Raw genomic sequence first — 16312 nt, 5'->3', positions numbered from 1 at the left:
CAACCGGAATAGAGCCATGAGCCACAAGGCCGACGCGGTATTCGTGCCGCTGAATATTGCCGTGCTGACCGTCAGCGACACTCGCTCGCTGGAAACCGACACCTCTGGCCAATTGTTCGTCGACCGGCTCACCGCTGCCGGTCATAACCTGGTCGCGCGTGTGTTACTCAAGGACGACCTGTACAAAATTCGCGCCCAGGTGGCGACGTGGATCGCCGAGGACGAGGTGCAAGTGGTGCTAATCACCGGCGGCACCGGTTTCACCGGGCGCGATAGCACTCCGGAAGCGGTCGCCTGCCTGCTCGACAAACAGGTCGACGGTTTTGGCGAGTTGTTCCGGCAGATTTCGGTACCGGATATCGGTACCTCGACCATCCAGTCGCGCGCCCTGGCCGGCCTGGCCAACGGCACCCTGGTGTGCTGCCTGCCAGGCTCGACCAATGCGTGTCGTACGGGGTGGGACGGTATCCTCGCCGAGCAGCTGGATGCCCGCCATCGGCCGTGCAATTTCGTCACCCATCTCAAAGCGGTAGCGCCCTGCGAGTCGCGCGGATGACTGGCAGCGTTCATCCGGCTCTGATGTCGCTGGAAACTGCACTCGAGCGCCTGCTTGAACTGGCCGAAGCGACACCGATCAGCGAGCGCGAAACCCTGCCGCTGGGCGAAGCGCGCAGCCGGGTCCTGGCGGCCCCGCTGGTGGCTGACTTCGATCTGCCGCCTTGGCCGAACAGCGCGATGGACGGCTACGCCTTGCGCCAAGCCGACTGGCTGGGCGAGCCGCTGGTTGTTAGTCAGCGCATCTTCGCCGGTCAGGCGCCAGAACCGCTGGAAGCGGGCAGCTGCGCAAGAATCTTCACCGGCGCGCCGCTACCGGAAGGTGCCGATTGTGTGGAGATGCAGGAAAACGTCGAAATTCTCGCCGATGGCCGGGTGCGCTTCCTGCAGCCGCTCAAGCCTGGCCAACACGTCCGTCCGCAAGGTCAGGAGACCCGTCAGGGCGAAACCGTGCTGAACGCTGGCACGCGGCTCGGCCCGGTTCAGCTGGGCCTTTGTGCGACCCTTGGCGTAGCTGAGCTGCAGGTTTTGCGTCAGCCGCGGGTGGCGGTGTTGTCGACTGGCGACGAGTTGGTTGAGCCGGGCCAGCCGCTCGGGCCTGGGCAAATCTACAACAGCAACCGCCGCCTGCTATGCAGTTTGCTGGAGCAATTAGGTTGCGAAGTAGTGGATGCCGGTATCCTGCCCGACGACTTGGCGTTGACCCGTACCAAGCTCGGCGAGCTGAGCGCAGTGGACCTGATCCTGTCGACCGGCGGGGTCTCGGTGGGTGAAGCCGATTTCCTCGGGCAGGCATTGCGCGAGGGCGGCGAACTGGCGCTGTGGAAGCTGGCAATCAAGCCCGGCAAGCCGCTGACCTTTGGCCATTACCAAGGCGTGCCGGTGCTCGGCCTACCGGGCAATCCGGCCTCGACCCTGGTGACCTTTGCCCTGTTGGCGCGGCCCTATCTGCTGCGGCGCTTGGGCGTTGCCAAGGTCACGCCGCTGCAATTCCAGGTACCGGCCGGATTCGCGTGGCCCAAGGCGGGTACGCGCCGTGAATTCCTCCGGGCGCGCCTGGAGAATTGCACCGCGGTGCTGTACGCCAATCAGAGTTCCGGCGTGCTGCGTGGCGTGGCCTGGGCCGATGGTTTGGTCGAGATCCGCGAAGGCGCAACGCTGGTGGAAGGGCAGCCGGTCACCTTCATTCCGTTAAGCGAGCTGTTGCTGTAGGCATGGATGCAGCTGCGGAGCCTGGCATCGCGAATGAATTCGCTCCTACACAGATGCTTTGCGGCTCTCGCGGAACTCTCCCGGGGTCATGCCGGTCCAGCTTTTGAAGCTGCGGTGGAACGAGCGTGATTCGGTGAAGCCCAAGTACTGGGCGATGTCCTGGACCGCCAGTTCGCTGCGGATCAGGTAGTGCTCGGCAAGTTCCTGACGCAGTTCATCGAGGATTTCCTGATAGCTGGTGCCGGCCAGTTGCAGATGCCGTTGCAGGGTGCGCACGGTCATGTTGAAGCGTTCGGCGAGCCGTTCCTTGCGCGGTAAACCTTCCTTGAGCAGCAGGCGCAGGGCGTTCTTCACCCGTTGTGGCAGCGGCTCATTGCTGTCCAGTCCAGCCATCAGCGTCAGCGCGTGCTCTTCGAGGGTGCGCAGCAGGTTGGCGTCGGCCTGGCGCAGCGGCAGGTTGAGATATTCCAGCGGTACCAGCAGGGCATTCGACTCCTGGGAAAATTTCACCGGGCAGCCGAACACCGCTTGGTACTCTGCCACCTCGGCCCCGGTTGGCTGCGCGTGCTCGAACCACACCTCTTGCGGCGAGCCGTGCATGTCGGCGATCCAGCGTGCGTAGAGCAGCCAGGAGGACAGTACGTTCTCCACCATATGCCGGCGAATCTCCCCAGGCTGATGGCGACAGGTCCAGATCAGCCGCACATGGTCTGCTTGCGCTTCGATCCGGCTGACGCCCATATCGCCGACCAGTTTTTCGTACGGCACGATGCGGCTCATGGCCTCGCCGAGCGTGGCGCAATTCATGGTGATGTAGCCGAGCACGCTCCAGGAACCGGGCTGCACGAAATGTGCGGCGTGCAGGCCGAACAGCGGGTCGCCGGAGGCGGCGAGCAGATGGCCGAGCAGCTTTTCGTGGGCTTCGCTGGGCAGGCGCTTGCCGTTGTCGGCGAGGTCGGCGCGGCTCAAGCCGGCGGCCGCCAGCGCGGCCTCTTGATCCAGGCCTTGTTGTTCGGCGAGGCGCAGGTATTTCAGCAGTGCGGGAACCGAGGTATAGCCCAATGCGTGCATGGCTTTGTTCTTCTTGTCTGCGATGTCTTGATTGGCGACTTGGCTTGTCTTGATCGGACAGTGACCGAAAACGGCGGCTGGCTAGTATAAGCAGCACAGCCGGTCTCGGATCTGCTGCGCGTCGACGATACCGCGTTGAAAATGGCTTCGGACTGCTCATTTACTATTCGTAAACTCCGCGTCCTCAGCCTTTTTCGCCTTGTCTCGCCTTAGCTCGCATGATCCGAAAACCGCCTCTGAAAATGCACAGGAGAATGCTATGCGGCGCTGGAACGGTTGGGGCGATGAAAGCACGGCGATGGAGTTGCCTGGGCATGGCGCGGCCTTCCTCGCGGCACGTATTGGCAGCGGCCAGGCGTTGCCCGATGCCAGCCTGGACAGTGTGCTGGCGCAGGTTCCCCCATCTCGTCTGGCGTCCCATGCGCTGATCGATAACGGCGCCGAAACGCGCGTGCGACATGCCCGTGGACAGAGCCTGCCGGACTGGCTGGCGATGCGCGAAGGCAATTTCGGCACGTTCCCCGATGGCGTCGCGTTCCCCGAAACCGCAGTGCAGATCCGCCAGTTGCTGGCCTGGGCCGCCGAGCAGGATGTGCTGGTCATCCCCTACGGCGGCGGCACGTCGGTGGCCGGGCATATCAATCCGCAGCGTGGCGCCAAGCCGGTGCTGACGCTGTCGCTGGAGCGCATGAACCGCCTGCTGGATCTCGACGAGCAAAGCCGCCTGGCCACCTTCGGCCCCGGTGCAAGCGGCCCGCAGGTGGAAAGCCAGCTGCGTGCGCGTGGTTACACCCTCGGGCATTTTCCGCAGTCCTGGGAGCTGTCGACCCTCGGCGGCTGGGTCGCCAGTCGTTCCAGTGGTCAGCAATCGCTGCGCTATGGACGTATCGAGCAGCTGTTCGCCGGCGGCACCCTGGAGACGTTCGCCGGCCCGCTGGAGATGCCGACCTTCCCGGCCTCGGCGGCCGGCCCCGATCTGCGTGAAGTGGTGCTCGGCTCGGAAGGGCGCTTCGGGGTGATTTCCGAAGTCAAAGTGCGGGTCAGCCAACTGGCCGAGGACGAGCGTTTCTATGCGGTGTTCCTGCCGTCCTGGTCGCGAGCGCTAGAAGCGATCCGCGAGCTGGCCCAGGCGCGCGTGCCGCTGTCGATGCTGCGCCTGTCGAATGCCATCGAGACGGAAACCCAGTTGGCCCTGGCCGGCCACCCGGGGCAGATCGCGCTGTTGGAGAAGTATTTGGCCCTGCGCGGCGCCGGTGCCGGCAAGTGCATGCTGACCTTTGGCGTCACCGGCAATCGCCTGCAGAACAGCGCATCGCTCAGGCAAGCCAAACGCTTGCTGAAGGGCCATGGCGGAGTGTTCACCGGCACCTTGCTGGGCAAGAAATGGGCAGAAGGGCGCTTTCGCTTTCCGTACCTGCGCGAGACGCTGTGGCAAGCCGGCTATGTGGTCGACACGCTGGAGACCGCGACCGACTGGTGCAACGTCGACAACCTGCTCAACAAGGTCGAGTCCAGCCTGCGCGGCGGCCTCGCCGAGGACGGCGAACAGGTGCACGTGTTCACGCACCTGTCACACGTGTACGGCGAGGGCTCGAGCATCTACACCACCTATGTGTTCCGCCCGGCGGCCAGCTACCAGGCGACCTTCGAACGTTGGCAGCGGCTCAAGCACGCGGCCTCGCAGGTGATCGCCAGCAACCGCGGGACGATCAGCCACCAGCACGGCGTCGGCCGCGATCACGCGCCGTATCTGGCCGCCGAGAAGGGCGCGCAGGGCATGGCGGTGCTCAAGACCCTGGCTGAGCACTTCGACCCCGAAGGCCGGCTCAACCCTGGCGTGTTGCTGCAGGAGTGAACATGCCCGCCTGGAACGCCGCCTGGCGTGAACATGCCCTGCCTGAGCTGGCGGCCCGCGAGTGGGATCTGATCGTCATCGGCGGTGGCATCAGCGGTGCCGGAATTCTTCGTGAGGCGGCGCGCCGCGGCTGGAAATGCCTGCTGATCGAGCAACGCGATTTCGCCTGGGGCACCTCGAGTCGCTCGTCGAAGATGGTCCACGGCGGCCTGCGCTACATCGCCAAAGGCCAATGGCGACTGACTCGCGACTCGGTTCACGAGCGGCAACGCTTGCTCGACGAGGCGCCGGGGCTGGTCGAGCCGTTGAGCTTCGTGATGGCCCACTACCGCGGCGGCTTTCCCGGGCCGAAAGTGCTGGGCGGCCTGCTCGCGCTGTACGACGCCATGGCCGGCAAGCGCAACCATCTGTATTACCCGCTGCAGCAACTGCGCTACCTGGCGCCGGGGCTGAAGGACGAGGCGTTGCGCGGCGGCACGCGCTTCTTCGATGCGGTAACCGACGATGCGCGTCTGGTGCTGCGCGTGCTCGATGAAGCCCGTGGCGATGGCGGCGAAGCCTTGAACGGTTTGAAAGTCATCGAGTTGTTGCGCGCAGACGGACGGGTGAACGGCGTGCTCGCCGAAGACGCCGAGAGCGGCCAGCGCCTGACATTCCGCAGTCGGGTAGTCGCCCAGGCCACTGGCGCCTGGGCCACTCGTTTGGCACATGCGGCCGGTGGCGAGCAGATCCGCCCGCTGCGCGGCAGCCACTTGCTGCTGCCGGGCTGGCGTTTGCCGCTCGCGCATGCCTTCAGCTTTATGCATGCCGAGGATAAGCGCCCGGTCTTCGCCTTTCCCTGGGAAGGCGCCACGGTGCTCGGCACCACCGATCTCGATCACCGCGACAGCCTCGATGAGGACGCGCGGATCAGTGCGGCCGAGGTCGATTATCTGCTGGCCGCCTGTGGCCAGCAGTTTCCCGCTGCGCATATCGGTCGTGCCGATGTGCTGTCGACCTGGGCCGGCGTGCGCCCGGTGGTCGGTGACGGCACGCCGGGGCGCAAGCCGTCGGATGAAAAGCGCGAGCATGCTCTGTGGAGCGAACCGGGCTGCGTGACCTTGGCGGGCGGCAAGCTGACCACCTTCCGCTTGCTCGGCCTGGAAGTGTTGCGCGCCTGTGCGGCGCAGCTTGGACTGACTATCGAGGATCACGGCGCTACGGTGTTCCGTGCTCAGCCGAAGGTCGAGCTGCCTGGCTTGTCGCTGTTCCAGCAGCGCCGCCTGGCGGGGCGGCATGGCCGGCAGTTGCCGCGCCTGGCGGAGCTGTTGGCTGAGCTCGGTCACGCTTGCATCGGTGCCAGCGATACGCTGTGGGCCGAGCTGGCGCTAGCAGCCGAACAGGAACTGGTGCTGCATCTGGATGACTTGCTGCTGCGCCGCACGCGCATCGGGTTGCTCGTGGCGTGCGGCGCCGCAGCGGAATTGCCGGGCATTCGTGCGTTGTGTCAGGGGCGGCTGGGCTGGAGCGATGCACGCTGGGACGAGGAAGAGCGGCGCTATCTGGCGTTGTGGCGAAGCTGCTACAGCCTGCCGGGCAGCTCGTGATGGTGGGTGGCTACCCCGTGGAGCGCCACCCGGTGGAAAACGCTGCGCGGTTTTCCACCCTACGGGTTGATGGGTATCGCGGGCTCGACCCATCCTACGGTTGAGAGTTTCGTAGGCGGGGTTGAGCGCAGCGATACCCATCGACCAAGGCTGTACCGAGACCAATAACAACAAGGACCGCATCTTGAGCGAAGCAAGCTACCTGCTGGCCATCGACAACGGTACCCAGAGTGTCCGCGCGCTGCTGTTCGACCTGGCCGGCAATCTGCTCGGCAAGGGCAAGGTCGAGCTGCAGGCCTATTACTCGACGCAGCCCGGCTGGGCCGAGCAGGACCCGGAGTATTACTGGCAGAGCCTTGGCGAAGCCTGCCGCTTGCTCTGGCAGCAGGTCGACATTGACAAGCGCCTGATCAAGGGCGTGGCGCTGACCACCCAGCGCGGCACCATCATCAACGTCGATGCCGCAGGCCAGCCGTTGCGCCCGGCGATGCTCTGGCTGGATCAGCGCCGTGCCGACGTGCGCGGGCCTATCAAAGGTCTGTGGGGCTGGCTGTTCAAGCTGATCGGCGAGGAGGCGACGGTCGACTATTTCCGCGCCCAGGCCGAGCTCAACTGGATTGCCCAGCACCAGCCGGAGGTGTGGGCCAAGACTGACAAAGTGCTGCTGCTCTCCGGGTTTCTCACCCATCGGTTGACCGGGCGCTTCGTCGATTCGTTGGCCAGTTGCGTGGCCTATCTGCCGTTCGACTACAAGCGCCTGAAGTGGGCGGCGCCACGCGACTGGAAGTGGCAGGCGGTCGCCGCGCGCCGCGATCAGCTGCCCGAACTGGTCAAACCGGGCGAGCAACTCGGAACCATCAGCGCCGCAGCCAGCCGGCATACCGGCATTCCGGAAGGCCTGCCGCTGATTGCTGCCGGTGCCGACAAGGCCTGCGAGGTGCTCGGCGCCGGCGGTGTCGCGCCGAGTACCGCGTGCTTGTCGTACGGCACTACGGCGACCATCAACACCACGCGCCAGACCTACCTGGAAACCACCCCGCTGATCCCACCGTTCCCCGCGGCGATTCCCGACCATTTCAATACCGAAGTGATGATCTATCGCGGCTTCTGGATGGTCAGCTGGTTCAAACAGGAGTTCGGCCTGCGCGAGATGCAGCGCGCCGCAGAGCTGGGCGTCGAGCCCGAAGCGCTGTTCGACGAACTGGTTAACGGTGTGCCGCCCGGCTCGATGGGGCTGATGCTGCAACCCTACTGGTCGCCCGGCATCCGCGAACCGGGCCTGGAGGCCAAGGGCTCGATCATCGGTTTCGGCGACGTGCACACCCGCGCGCACCTCTATCGGGCGATTCTCGAAGGTCTGGCCTATGCGCTGCGCCAGGGCAAGGAACGCATCGAGAAGCGCTCGGGCACCGCGGTCACGTGCTTGCGGGTGTCTGGCGGCGGTTCGCAGAGCGATGCGGCGATGCAGCTCACTGCGGATATTTTCGGTTTGCCCGCCGAGCGCCCGCATACCTATGAAACCTCCGGCCTCGGCGCGGCGATCGCCTGTGCGGTGGGGCTTGGCTTGCACGCCGATTTCCCCGCGGCGATTGCGGCGATGACGCGGGTCGGCAAGGTGTTCCAGCCTGATCCGCAGGCTCGGCAGATCTATCAGCGGTTGTACGTCGAGGTCTATCAGCGCATGTACAAGCAGCTCAAGCCGCTGTACCAGAGCATTCGCGAAATCACCGGCTATCCCCAGTGAGCCGCGTCAAGCCGCGCTAGAACAGCGGGCCGGAGCGGGTGTTCTTGCCCTTGGCCAGACGATCGTAGAGCACCACGTTGACCGTGGCGGCGAGGTTCATGCAGCCGTTGGTGGGGATGTAGACGACGTCCTCGCACCAGTCGCGGATTTCCTGGTCGAGCGAGCCGTCTTCCGCGCCAAAGATGTACAGCGCGCGATCCGGGTGGGTGTATTCCGGCAGCGACCTCGCTCCGTCGACCAGTTCCACGGCGACCGGGACGCAGCCGAGCGGGAGGATTTTGCGCAGATCGTCGATGTTGATCAGCGGAATGTCCTGATGAACCTTCTTGGTGTCGGTGACGAAGTCCTTGGCCCGGTCGTAGCGGGTGCCGGTGTAGAACACCGAGCTGACGCCATAGCAGCCAGCGGCGCGCATGATCGATCCGACATTGGTCGGCGACTTAGGATTACTCAGGCCAATGCAGGCGTAGCGCTTGGTGCTCATTTTTACGGCTCGCGGGAAAAACGCGAGTATACCCGGCTCGTCCGCCTGCTTGGTCAGCGCCGCCCGCCGGCGGCGCTGCGGTCTGCTAGTTGCCTGCGCGGTTAATTGGTTATCTCAAGTTCGGATGACTGAGGCTCTGAGACAAGGCGCCGCGACGAGTCATAGCAGGGCTAGGCGAGGAGCGGTAACGCAGTATCAGGGTCTCAGGCGCCGAAATTGACTAACTGAATTAACCAAACAGGCCACTAGCTCGCTGTCTGGCTAGTAATCGCCCCGTGGACCCGGCGAGCCACTGGTGCTGCTGCCCGTTTTGCTGGAGCCAGTGTCGGGATCGCGGCCCATGCCGGAGCCGCGCTGGCTGTCGTTGATCCGCTCGCCTGCCTGCGGCGCGCCGCGGTTGAGCGTGCCGCTGGAATGATCCTCGTCGATGGTCGAGTCCAGGTTGTCCGCTTGCCGGTCCTTATCGAGCGTCGGGCCGCGCGAAGGCACGGCGCTAGGATTGGCGGGCGAGGGGATGTCGCCTTCTGCCAGCACCGGCCACGCTGCCCCGGCCAACAACCCGCTAAGCGTCAGGGCAAGAAGTCTGCTGCTGTTCATGATGTCGAGCCTCGCAAGATTACGGTTACCCATTGTTTGAGGCATTCGGGCGCACCGGAGGTTCTAGGTAAATCGGGGCGGAGCAGGTGGCAAGCGGCGCATTCCGACCAACGTATGCAGGCAAAGCGGCACGGCGCTGGTCTAGACCTAATCGACGGTTACTTGGCGATTTGTCCGGAGGCTAGTCATGCAGCTCGAAGGTTCCTGCCACTGTGGCGCGGTGGCGTTCAGCTTGACCAGCGCGCAGCCCTATCCCTATCAGCGCTGCTACTGCTCGATCTGCCGCAAGACCCAGGGCGGCGGCGGGTATGCGATCAACCTGGCTGGCGAGGCGCAAAGCCTCAAGGTGCGCGGTCGCAAAGAGATCACCATCTACCACGCGAAGCTGAAGGATCTGGGCGACAAACGTGCCCGTATCAGCCGCGCCGAACGGCATTTCTGCCGGCTGTGCGGCAGTGCGCTGTGGTTGTTCAGCCCGGAATGGCCGGAGCTGATACATCCATTCGCCTCGGCCATCGATACGCCGTTGCCGGTACCGCCGGAGCACACGCACCTGCTCCTCGACTCGAAAGCAGCCTGGGTCGAAGTCGACGCCTCGCCGGGAGACAAACAGTTTCAGGGTTATCCCGAGGAATCCATTGCGCAGTGGCACGAGCGGCTGGGCCTGACTCGCTAATGCTCCGAACCTACTCGGGGTCTGCAGTGGTCTGGCGGAACACCAGCGCCTTGAGGCCACTGTCGGCGTCGATGTCGGCGAATTCCGGCGGGTTGTCCAGGCGCTGTTCGAAACGCAAGCTGGGCGCTTCGCGGGCCATTTCTTCGATGAGAAAGTCGGGGCCGATGGCCGGGTCGTTGACGCAGGCCAGCACCATGCCATCGACGGTGAGCAATTCCGGTAGGCGGCGGAGGATTTTCTGATAGTCCTTGGTCAGCGCGAAGCTGCCTTTCTGGAAGGAGGGCGGGTCGATGATGATCAGCTCGTACGGCCCGCACTTCTTCAGCTTGCCCCAGGACTTGAATAGCTCGTGGCCGAGAAAGCTGACCCGGCTCAGGTCATGCCCGTTGAGGCGGTGATTGTCGCGGCCACGGCTCAGGGCCGCTTTGGCCATGTCCAGATTGACCACCAGCTCGGCGCCGCCGGCGATCGCCGCCACGGAAAAACCGCAGGTGTAGGCGAACAGATTGAGCACCCGTTTGCCGTGCGCCTGGGCCTGCACCCACTGGCGGCCATAGCGCATATCGAGAAACAGGCCGTTGTTCTGCTTCTTGCCCAAGTCCAGCTTGAAGCGCAGACCGTTCTCGCTGACCAGCCATTCGTCCAATGCCTCGCCGGCCAGCACGTCGACGCCGCTGTCCAGCCGATAGCGATGCTGCAGCAGCAAGGCGCGCGCGGCGCTGTGCTGCCAGGCGGGCGATTCGCCGAGTTGTTTGAGCATGTCGGTCAGCGCGGCCAGTTCGTCGTCTTCTGGCTGGCGGAACAGCGACACCAGCAGTACGCCTTGCAACCAGTCGACGGTGACGTGTTCCAGGCCCGGCCAGCGCCGGCCGCGGCCGTGGAACAGGCGCCGCGCTTCATCGGGCGCGCTGCTCAGGGCGGCGAGTGTGTGTTGCTGGAGGATGTCGATGGCGTTGGTGTTCATGGCGTCGGTCACGTGGGGCAATCGCGCATTTTAAGCGGAGCGGAGCGCTCGAGTGTTGGTCGAGTGTGGCAATGCCCTGGCAATCAAGCGGCGCACTGCGCAGACGCGCGGCTTTTAGCGCGTCGCTAAGCGGCAAGCCGAGGCTTGGGGCATTCATCGTCTGGCGGGAACCGCTCGCGCCGCGCGCAGTCGTCCATCTATACCGTTTGATCGAGGTGACCGATGACCTCGTCCACCCGCAAAAAGCCGCCCAGTCTGTTCAAAGCAGAGGACACCTTTCCTTTCGGAGTCTGAGCATGCCTAGCACCGCCAGTTACCTGTTCGTCTTCAAAGACCGCCGCCAAGCCGGCCGTGCGCTGGCTGCCGCGCTACGTCCGGTGTGGCCGGAAAATCCGCTGGTGCTGGCGTTGCCGCGCGGCGGGGTGCCACTCGGTTACGAAATCGCCAGCGCCTTCGATTCGCCGCTGGATGTGCTGATGGTGCGGAAGATTGGTGCCCCCGGGCATGAAGAGTTCGCCATCGGCGCGGTGGTCGATGGAGACGACCCGCAGTGGGTGTGCGACGATCTAGTGCTCGCCCAGTTGAAGCTGCAGCCCGCCTGGTTCGAAGAGCAGAAGCAGCGCCAGTTACACGAAATCAAACGCCGCCGTGCGCTGTATTGCGGCGAGCAGCCGCCCATTCCCGTGCGCGATCGGGCGGTGATTCTGGTCGACGACGGGATCGCCACCGGCAGCACGATGCGGGTGGCGCTCAAGGCATTAGTCAGGCTTGGCCCGCGGCGCTTGATCGTCGCCGTACCCGTGGCGCCGCAGGAAGCCCTGGATGAGTTGCGTCCGCTGGTTGACACACTGATCTGCTTGCTGACCCCCGAACCGTTCCGGGCGGTTGGTATGCATTACGAGGATTTCACCCAAACCACCGACGAAGAAGTCATCGAGTTGCTCGGTAAGGCACGCGCCGCACATCCTCGCTAACCACGTCTGGTAGGAGCGAATTCATTCGCGATGGAGGTACAGGATTTGATAGTAATCGCGGATAAATCCGCTCCTACAGTCTTTGTTATTCTGTTGGTAAGTGGGTCAGTTCGAGTAGCAGAAGTAATTTAATAAATGAAAAGGGAGATGCTGTCAGGAGATATGGGGAAGTAGTTGTGTGAAGTGAAATTCTGTTGCGTGGTGCTATGAAAGTTACTGCTTGTATAAATTCGATCAAGCCTTAAAAAGCGAAAGCCCGCGTCTGCGGGCTTTCGCTTTTTAAGGCTTGCACAACGTCAGCTGCGCTTGGTGCTGCCATGGCCACCTTTTTTACCTGCATCGGAAGAAGCTTTGTCGCGGTTGGTAACTTGCCCGCTGCTACTTTGGCCGCCTTTCTTGCCGGCTTCAGAAGCTTTTTCTCGATCGTTAGCGAAGTTGCCAGGATTGTTGGTAGGCATTTGGTTTCTCCTCTCATGAGTGGAGCAAGGCCGGTTACCGCGCCTTACGATGCATGAGAAGGTTTCGCCGAGTAATGGTTCGATATGTTTGCGCTGGTTTTTAAATTAACTCGACAGTCGGTATTTATTGCCATCGAGATGATATGAGGTGGATGTTGGTTAAATGGCATACGCATGTCTGATTAATATCATTTTGATGTTTTTAAAATAACTATTTATTGAAAGTTAATGCTGAGAACGCTGGCGGATATAAATAAATCAGGGATAGGCCTGTTCCCGCTCGAGGTCGCCGTCCTCGGCGTGGACTTTTACCGTACCGGCGCGACTGCGCATGAAGCGTTCGGTTAGCTCGAGAATCAGCTGCTTGTCCTCCGCTATTTTCGAAGGTCGCGTCGCGCCTTCCTTGCGCAGCTCCCAGCCCGTGGCCGTCGGCTGAACGTGATAGCTGCTCATGAGTCTTTCTCCATCAACCAAGTGATCACCGCGACTGGCCTGTGCCATCGCTGTTAGCCCTATAGAGCCGGAGCGGCGGGGCAGGTTCAGGTTATTCACGGGGTGGATGAAATATTCCTGAATCCCCGGCGCCGCTGCACCGTCCATAGCGCATGACATGGCTTGCAGGAGATGCGCGATGTATTAGGCAAAGGATTCTGACTACGCCAGCACCGGACGCCGGTTATCGTCATCGAGCACGGTAAATCATTGGAGAGTCGCTTGTGTGCGGCGCGCCTGCGGGTTGAACCTCCGCAATCCTTGAACCGAGAAGGTTTGCGTGGATCTGCTCACCGCCCGCCCCGAAGGCCTGTATCGCCCCGTCATGCCACGAGTTCTTTTGGAAGACGCCAGGAATACCCCGCTTTCTGATCGGCAACTCTCCGAATATGCCCCGTCAGGCGTAGCGCTGGGAAGGGATTATTCGTGGGCGACGGTGAAACCGGCGAAGCCAGGAATGTCGTGCAGGGCATTGAGCATCTGCCGTGAATCCAGAGGCCGTTCGAGAATGCCCCGCAGCGGGATCTTGCGAGACTTGGCTGCGCGTTGCAGCGATTTGCGTTGCTGCGCGCTGTAGGCGCCCAGCAGTAGCAAATGTTTGGCGTTTGCCTGGGTATGCAGGATTTCCAGATTCAGCAGGTCATTGAACGGATCATCAGCCTGGCGCAGAAATGCGACATCGAAGTGCAAGTCGTGCAGGGCAGCGGCTTGCTGCGCCTGTTGCACGCTGCAGCAGGGGTGGATGGAAAAGATCCCCAGCGCGTTAGCCGATAATTGGGCGTCGTGGTTGGCAAACACGTTTTCTTCGACGATCAGCAATCTCATTGGATCTCCCAACGACAAATACGGCAGCTGGCTTCAGCAGGCGAGACAGTTCCGTGAGCGCAGCGGCGCTTACCAGTCCTGCGTTGCGAAGTGGGCGATGCCAGGAATCCGCTGCAGGCTGTCGAGCATCTGTTGCTGGTTCAGCGGCAGATCGATGATCGCCAGCAGTGGCAGCTTGCGGGCGATGGCGGCGCGCATCAGGGTCTTGCGTTGGGCCGCGCTGTAGCTGCCCATCAGCGCCACATGATCGGCCCGAGCCTTGTGATAGAGGGCTTCGAGGTTGCGCAGGTCGCTGAACAGGTCGTGGTCCTGACGCACCAGGGCCAAGTCATAGCCCAGGCTGCTGTGCGCCACCTGGCGTTGCGCGTCTTCGACCGTGTCGCAGAGCTGAATGGAAAAGATGCCCAGCTCGTTGGCCTTGACCTCGGCGTCGTAGCCGGCGAACGGGCTGCTTTCAACGATCAGGAGTTTCATGTCGTCACCTCCGGGTGTTAGGCGGCGTTCCGGCGGCGAAAGGCGCGCGGAACCCTTGGAGGTAACTGTCGACGAAGCGGCCCCTACCGGCTGTAGGGGGATTCCGAGATGCGTGTAGGAATTTTCCGAAGCCGCTGTGTCAGCGGCTCAATAACGAAACGGCGCCCGCGCCACCGAATAACCCGGCGCTGATGCGGTTGAACCACACCTGGCCCTTGCCGGTGCGCAAGAAGCGCGCGGCGCCTTGGGCGCTGAGGCCGTAGAACAGCTTGCAGAGCAGATCGAGCACCACCCAGCTGACGATCAGCACCAACAGTTGGCCGAGCAGGGGGCGCTCGGCGCTGAGGAACTGCGGCAAGAAGGCGGCGAAGAACAGGATGTCCTTGGGGTTGCTGGCGCCCAGGCCGAAGGCCTTCCAGAACATATTGCGAAAGCTTGGGTTGACCGGTTGTTCGTCCGCTTCAACCGGTTGCGCCGCGCGCCGCGACTCCATCCAGCTTTGCCAGGCGAGGTAGAACAGGTACAGGGCGCCGATGAGTTTCAGTACGCCGAAGAGCTGTTCCGACGCCAGCAACAAGGCGCCCAACCCCAACGCGGAAGCGCTGAGCAGGCACAGCGAGGCGGAGACCCCACCGAGAAAGCTCGGCAGCGAGCGGCGCAGGCCGTAATTGAGGGTATTGCTGATCATCAGCAGCGACAGTGGTCCGGGAATCAGGATCACGATCAACGCCGCACTGCAGAACAGCAGCCAGGTTTCCAGACTCATCGCATGTCCCTCCAGAAGTGCGAAAGCCCCGGCGCATGAGCGCCGGGGCCGGGTTAGCAGACATCACCTTAGAAGCAGTTTCCGTTCACCGCAGCCGGCGCTGGTATGCAGCGCGACCGAGGCGAGCGAAGCCGCCTTACAGAAAAATGAACTTGGCGATGAAGATCGCGCACAGTGCATACAGGCTGGTGGAGATGTCCTTGTGCTTGCCGGTAAACAGCTTCATTACCACATAGGTGATAAAGCCCATCGCGATACCGTCGGCGACCGAGAAGGTCAGCGGCATCATGATCACGGTGACGATCGCCGGAATGGTTTCGGTGTGCTCATCCCAGTCGATATGCGCCATACCGCCCATCATCAGCATCGCCACGTAAATCAGCGCGCCGGCGGTGGCGTAGGCGGGAATCATCCCGGCCAGCGGGGCGAAGAACATCGCCAACACAAACAGCACGCCAACGGTGACGGCAGTCAGGCCGGTGCGCCCACCGGCAGCGACGCCCGCGGCACTTTCTACATAGCTGGTCACCGGTGGTACGCCGAGCACACCGCCGAGCACGCTGGAGGCGCTGTCGGCTTTCATGGCTTTCGACAGGTTTTCGATGCGTCCGTCTTCCTTCACCAAATGTGCGCGCTGGGCCACGCCCATCAGGGTGCCGGCGGTGTCGAACATGTGCACGAAGAGGAAGGCCAGGATCACGCTGATCATGGTCACGTTGAACGCGCCGGTGATGTCCATCGCCATAAAGGTCGGCGCCAGGCTCGGCGGCATGGAGAACACGCCGCCGAACTTGACCAGGCCAAGGCCGACGCCGATCAGGGTGACGGTGAGGATGCTGATCAGGATGCCGCCGAATATGCGGCGGTATTCGAGCACGGCGATCATCAGGAAGCAGATCGCCGCCAGCAGCGGGCCGGGGGAGGTCAGGTCGCCGATATGCAGCAAAGTCGCCGGGTGCGCGACCACGATGCCGGCGGTCTTCAGGCCGATCAGCCCGAGGAACAATCCGACCCCCGCGCCCATGGCGAAGCGCAGGCTGCTAGGAATGCTGTTGAGTAGCCACTCACGGATCCGCGAGAAGGTCAGCACCATGAACATCACGCCGGAGATGAACACCGCGCCGAGGGCGATTTCCCAGCTGTAGTTCATGGTCTTGACCACGGTGTAGGTGAAGAACGCGTTGAGGCCCATGCCCGGCGCCAGGCCTACCGGCCAGTTGGCGTACAGGCCCATCAGGAAGCAGCCCAGCGCAGCGGCCAGGCAGGTGGCGACGAACGCCGCGCCGTGGTCGATACCAGCGTCCGCCATGATGTTCGGGTTGACGAAGATGATGTAGGCCATGGTGATAAAGGTTGTCAGACCGGCGGCCAGCTCGGTTTTGACAGTGGTGCCATGCAGGCTCAGTTTGAACAGACGTTCCAGCAGACCGGTTCCGGCTGGGCGCGCGAGATGGATACTTTGTTGTTCTTGTTTGGTGCTTTCCACAGCGGGTACTCCTCATCTTTTATTGTGTTCACCCAGAACCGAGGCGCGAGAGACCTGTGCGTTCTGTGAGGCAGGTGGTGTGAGTGGTACACG

At 62.9% G+C, this 16312-nt stretch carries 17 protein-coding genes; 7 read left to right on the top strand and 10 right to left on the bottom strand.

Annotation, left to right across the window (positions count from 1 at the left end):
* The first annotated feature begins 16 nt into the window (after positions 1-16).
* The gene (gene moaB, locus NVV93_RS12485) at positions 17-556 is read left to right on the top strand and encodes a molybdenum cofactor biosynthesis protein B (protein WP_258250969.1); all 540 of its coding nucleotides are present in this window, start codon (positions 17-19) and stop codon (positions 554-556) included.
* Positions 553-1767, top strand: coding sequence for a gephyrin-like molybdotransferase Glp (gene glp, locus NVV93_RS12480; protein WP_258250968.1), 1215 nt, complete (start codon positions 553-555; stop codon positions 1765-1767). The genes moaB and glp overlap by 4 nt, the downstream gene beginning before the upstream one ends.
* A 45-nt stretch (positions 1768-1812) precedes the next feature.
* Here the strand turns inward: glp and NVV93_RS12475 are convergent, their stop codons facing one another.
* Complete coding sequence (locus tag NVV93_RS12475) at positions 1813-2838, bottom strand: AraC family transcriptional regulator (protein WP_258250967.1); 1026 nt, start codon at positions 2836-2838, stop codon at positions 1813-1815.
* A gap of 259 nt (positions 2839-3097) precedes the next feature.
* On the opposite strand from NVV93_RS12475, the gene NVV93_RS12470 reads away from it, so the two are divergent.
* The 3 genes from NVV93_RS12470 (at position 3098) to NVV93_RS12460 (ending at position 8023) form a co-directional block, all read left to right on the top strand.
* Entirely contained in the window at positions 3098-4693 is a 1596-nt protein-coding gene (locus tag NVV93_RS12470) for an FAD-binding oxidoreductase (RefSeq protein ID WP_258250966.1), read from the top strand.
* A gap of 2 nt (positions 4694-4695) precedes the next feature.
* Positions 4696-6279, top strand: coding sequence for a glycerol-3-phosphate dehydrogenase/oxidase (locus NVV93_RS12465; protein WP_258250965.1), 1584 nt, complete (start codon positions 4696-4698; stop codon positions 6277-6279).
* Between the two features lie 184 nt (positions 6280-6463).
* Complete coding sequence (locus tag NVV93_RS12460) at positions 6464-8023, top strand: FGGY-family carbohydrate kinase (RefSeq protein WP_258250964.1); 1560 nt, start codon at positions 6464-6466, stop codon at positions 8021-8023.
* 16 nt (positions 8024-8039) lie between these two features.
* Here the strand turns inward: NVV93_RS12460 and NVV93_RS12455 are convergent, their stop codons facing one another.
* Both NVV93_RS12455 and NVV93_RS12450 read right to left on the bottom strand, forming a co-directional pair.
* Positions 8040-8507, bottom strand: coding sequence for an RNA methyltransferase (locus tag NVV93_RS12455; RefSeq protein ID WP_258250963.1), 468 nt, complete (start codon positions 8505-8507; stop codon positions 8040-8042).
* Positions 8508-8768: 261 nt separating this feature from the next.
* Positions 8769-9104 (bottom strand): hypothetical protein, encoded by a 336-nt coding sequence (locus NVV93_RS12450; RefSeq protein WP_258250962.1) that lies wholly within the window; start codon positions 9102-9104, stop codon positions 8769-8771.
* Between the two features lie 187 nt (positions 9105-9291).
* Between NVV93_RS12450 and NVV93_RS12445 the strand changes: the two genes are divergently transcribed.
* Positions 9292-9780, top strand: a complete 489-nt coding sequence (locus NVV93_RS12445) for a GFA family protein (protein WP_258250961.1) — start codon at positions 9292-9294, stop codon at positions 9778-9780.
* 10 nt (positions 9781-9790) lie between these two features.
* Here NVV93_RS12445 and NVV93_RS12440 read toward each other — a convergent pair whose 3' ends face one another.
* Positions 9791-10744 carry a class I SAM-dependent methyltransferase gene (locus NVV93_RS12440; protein WP_258250960.1) on the bottom strand — a complete coding sequence of 318 codons (954 nt, stop codon included), beginning with the start codon at positions 10742-10744 and terminating at the stop codon, positions 9791-9793.
* A 296-nt stretch (positions 10745-11040) separates the two neighbouring features.
* Here NVV93_RS12440 and NVV93_RS12435 point away from each other — a divergent pair, with 296 nt between their 5' ends.
* On the top strand, positions 11041-11718 hold the full coding sequence (locus NVV93_RS12435) for a phosphoribosyltransferase (protein ID WP_258250959.1): 678 nt from the start codon (positions 11041-11043) through the stop codon (positions 11716-11718).
* A 296-nt stretch (positions 11719-12014) separates the two neighbouring features.
* On the opposite strand, the gene NVV93_RS12430 is transcribed toward NVV93_RS12435, so the two are convergent.
* From NVV93_RS12430 to NVV93_RS12405, 6 genes are all read right to left on the bottom strand, one after another.
* Positions 12015-12176, bottom strand: coding sequence for a general stress protein (locus NVV93_RS12430; protein ID WP_258250958.1), 162 nt, complete (start codon positions 12174-12176; stop codon positions 12015-12017).
* Between the two features lie 258 nt (positions 12177-12434).
* Positions 12435-12629, bottom strand: a complete 195-nt coding sequence (locus tag NVV93_RS12425; protein WP_258250957.1) for a DUF2188 domain-containing protein — start codon at positions 12627-12629, stop codon at positions 12435-12437.
* A 459-nt stretch (positions 12630-13088) separates the two neighbouring features.
* Complete coding sequence (locus tag NVV93_RS12420; protein ID WP_258250956.1) at positions 13089-13493, bottom strand: hypothetical protein; 405 nt, start codon at positions 13491-13493, stop codon at positions 13089-13091.
* Positions 13494-13562: 69 nt separating this feature from the next.
* Positions 13563-13967, bottom strand: a complete 405-nt coding sequence (locus NVV93_RS12415; RefSeq protein ID WP_258250955.1) for a hypothetical protein — start codon at positions 13965-13967, stop codon at positions 13563-13565.
* A gap of 139 nt (positions 13968-14106) precedes the next feature.
* Positions 14107-14733: a LysE family translocator gene (locus tag NVV93_RS12410; RefSeq protein ID WP_258250954.1), complete on the bottom strand. Its 627-nt coding sequence runs from the start codon at positions 14731-14733 to the stop codon at positions 14107-14109.
* Between the two features lie 136 nt (positions 14734-14869).
* On the bottom strand, positions 14870-16219 hold the full coding sequence (locus NVV93_RS12405) for an NCS2 family permease (protein ID WP_258250953.1): 1350 nt from the start codon (positions 16217-16219) through the stop codon (positions 14870-14872).
* Positions 16220-16312 lie beyond the last annotated feature (93 nt).

Origin of the sequence: Pseudomonas sp. LS44 (assembly GCF_024730785.1) — a bacterium.
In the GTDB taxonomy this organism is placed as follows: domain Bacteria; phylum Pseudomonadota; class Gammaproteobacteria; order Pseudomonadales; family Pseudomonadaceae; genus Aquipseudomonas.
The sequence above is the reverse complement of the archived record's forward strand: the minus strand, read 5'-3'. Positions and strand labels throughout refer to the sequence as shown.

Bases quoted from the DNA above. Each gene is read 5' to 3' on its own strand.
- NVV93_RS12425 (WP_258250957.1), bottom strand. From the start codon at position 12,629: ATGAGCAGCTATCACGTTCAGCCGACGGCCACGGGCTGGGAGCTGCGC.
- NVV93_RS12455 (WP_258250963.1), bottom strand. From the start codon at position 8,507: ATGAGCACCAAGCGCTACGCCTGCATTGGCCTGAGTAATCCTAAGTCG.
- NVV93_RS12445 (WP_258250961.1), top strand. From the start codon at position 9,292: ATGCAGCTCGAAGGTTCCTGCCACTGTGGCGCGGTGGCGTTCAGCTTG.
- NVV93_RS12415 (WP_258250955.1), bottom strand. From the start codon at position 13,967: ATGAAACTCCTGATCGTTGAAAGCAGCCCGTTCGCCGGCTACGACGCC.
- NVV93_RS12420 (WP_258250956.1), bottom strand. From the start codon at position 13,493: ATGAGATTGCTGATCGTCGAAGAAAACGTGTTTGCCAACCACGACGCC.
- NVV93_RS12440 (WP_258250960.1), bottom strand. From the start codon at position 10,744: ATGAACACCAACGCCATCGACATCCTCCAGCAACACACACTCGCCGCC.
- NVV93_RS12465 (WP_258250965.1), top strand. From the start codon at position 4,696: ATGCCCGCCTGGAACGCCGCCTGGCGTGAACATGCCCTGCCTGAGCTG.
- moaB (WP_258250969.1), top strand. From the start codon at position 17: ATGAGCCACAAGGCCGACGCGGTATTCGTGCCGCTGAATATTGCCGTG.
- NVV93_RS12435 (WP_258250959.1), top strand. From the start codon at position 11,041: ATGCCTAGCACCGCCAGTTACCTGTTCGTCTTCAAAGACCGCCGCCAA.
- NVV93_RS12410 (WP_258250954.1), bottom strand. From the start codon at position 14,733: ATGAGTCTGGAAACCTGGCTGCTGTTCTGCAGTGCGGCGTTGATCGTG.
- NVV93_RS12470 (WP_258250966.1), top strand. From the start codon at position 3,098: ATGCGGCGCTGGAACGGTTGGGGCGATGAAAGCACGGCGATGGAGTTG.
- NVV93_RS12475 (WP_258250967.1), bottom strand. From the start codon at position 2,838: ATGCACGCATTGGGCTATACCTCGGTTCCCGCACTGCTGAAATACCTG.
- NVV93_RS12430 (WP_258250958.1), bottom strand. From the start codon at position 12,176: ATGCCTACCAACAATCCTGGCAACTTCGCTAACGATCGAGAAAAAGCT.
- NVV93_RS12450 (WP_258250962.1), bottom strand. From the start codon at position 9,104: ATGAACAGCAGCAGACTTCTTGCCCTGACGCTTAGCGGGTTGTTGGCC.
- glp (WP_258250968.1), top strand. From the start codon at position 553: ATGACTGGCAGCGTTCATCCGGCTCTGATGTCGCTGGAAACTGCACTC.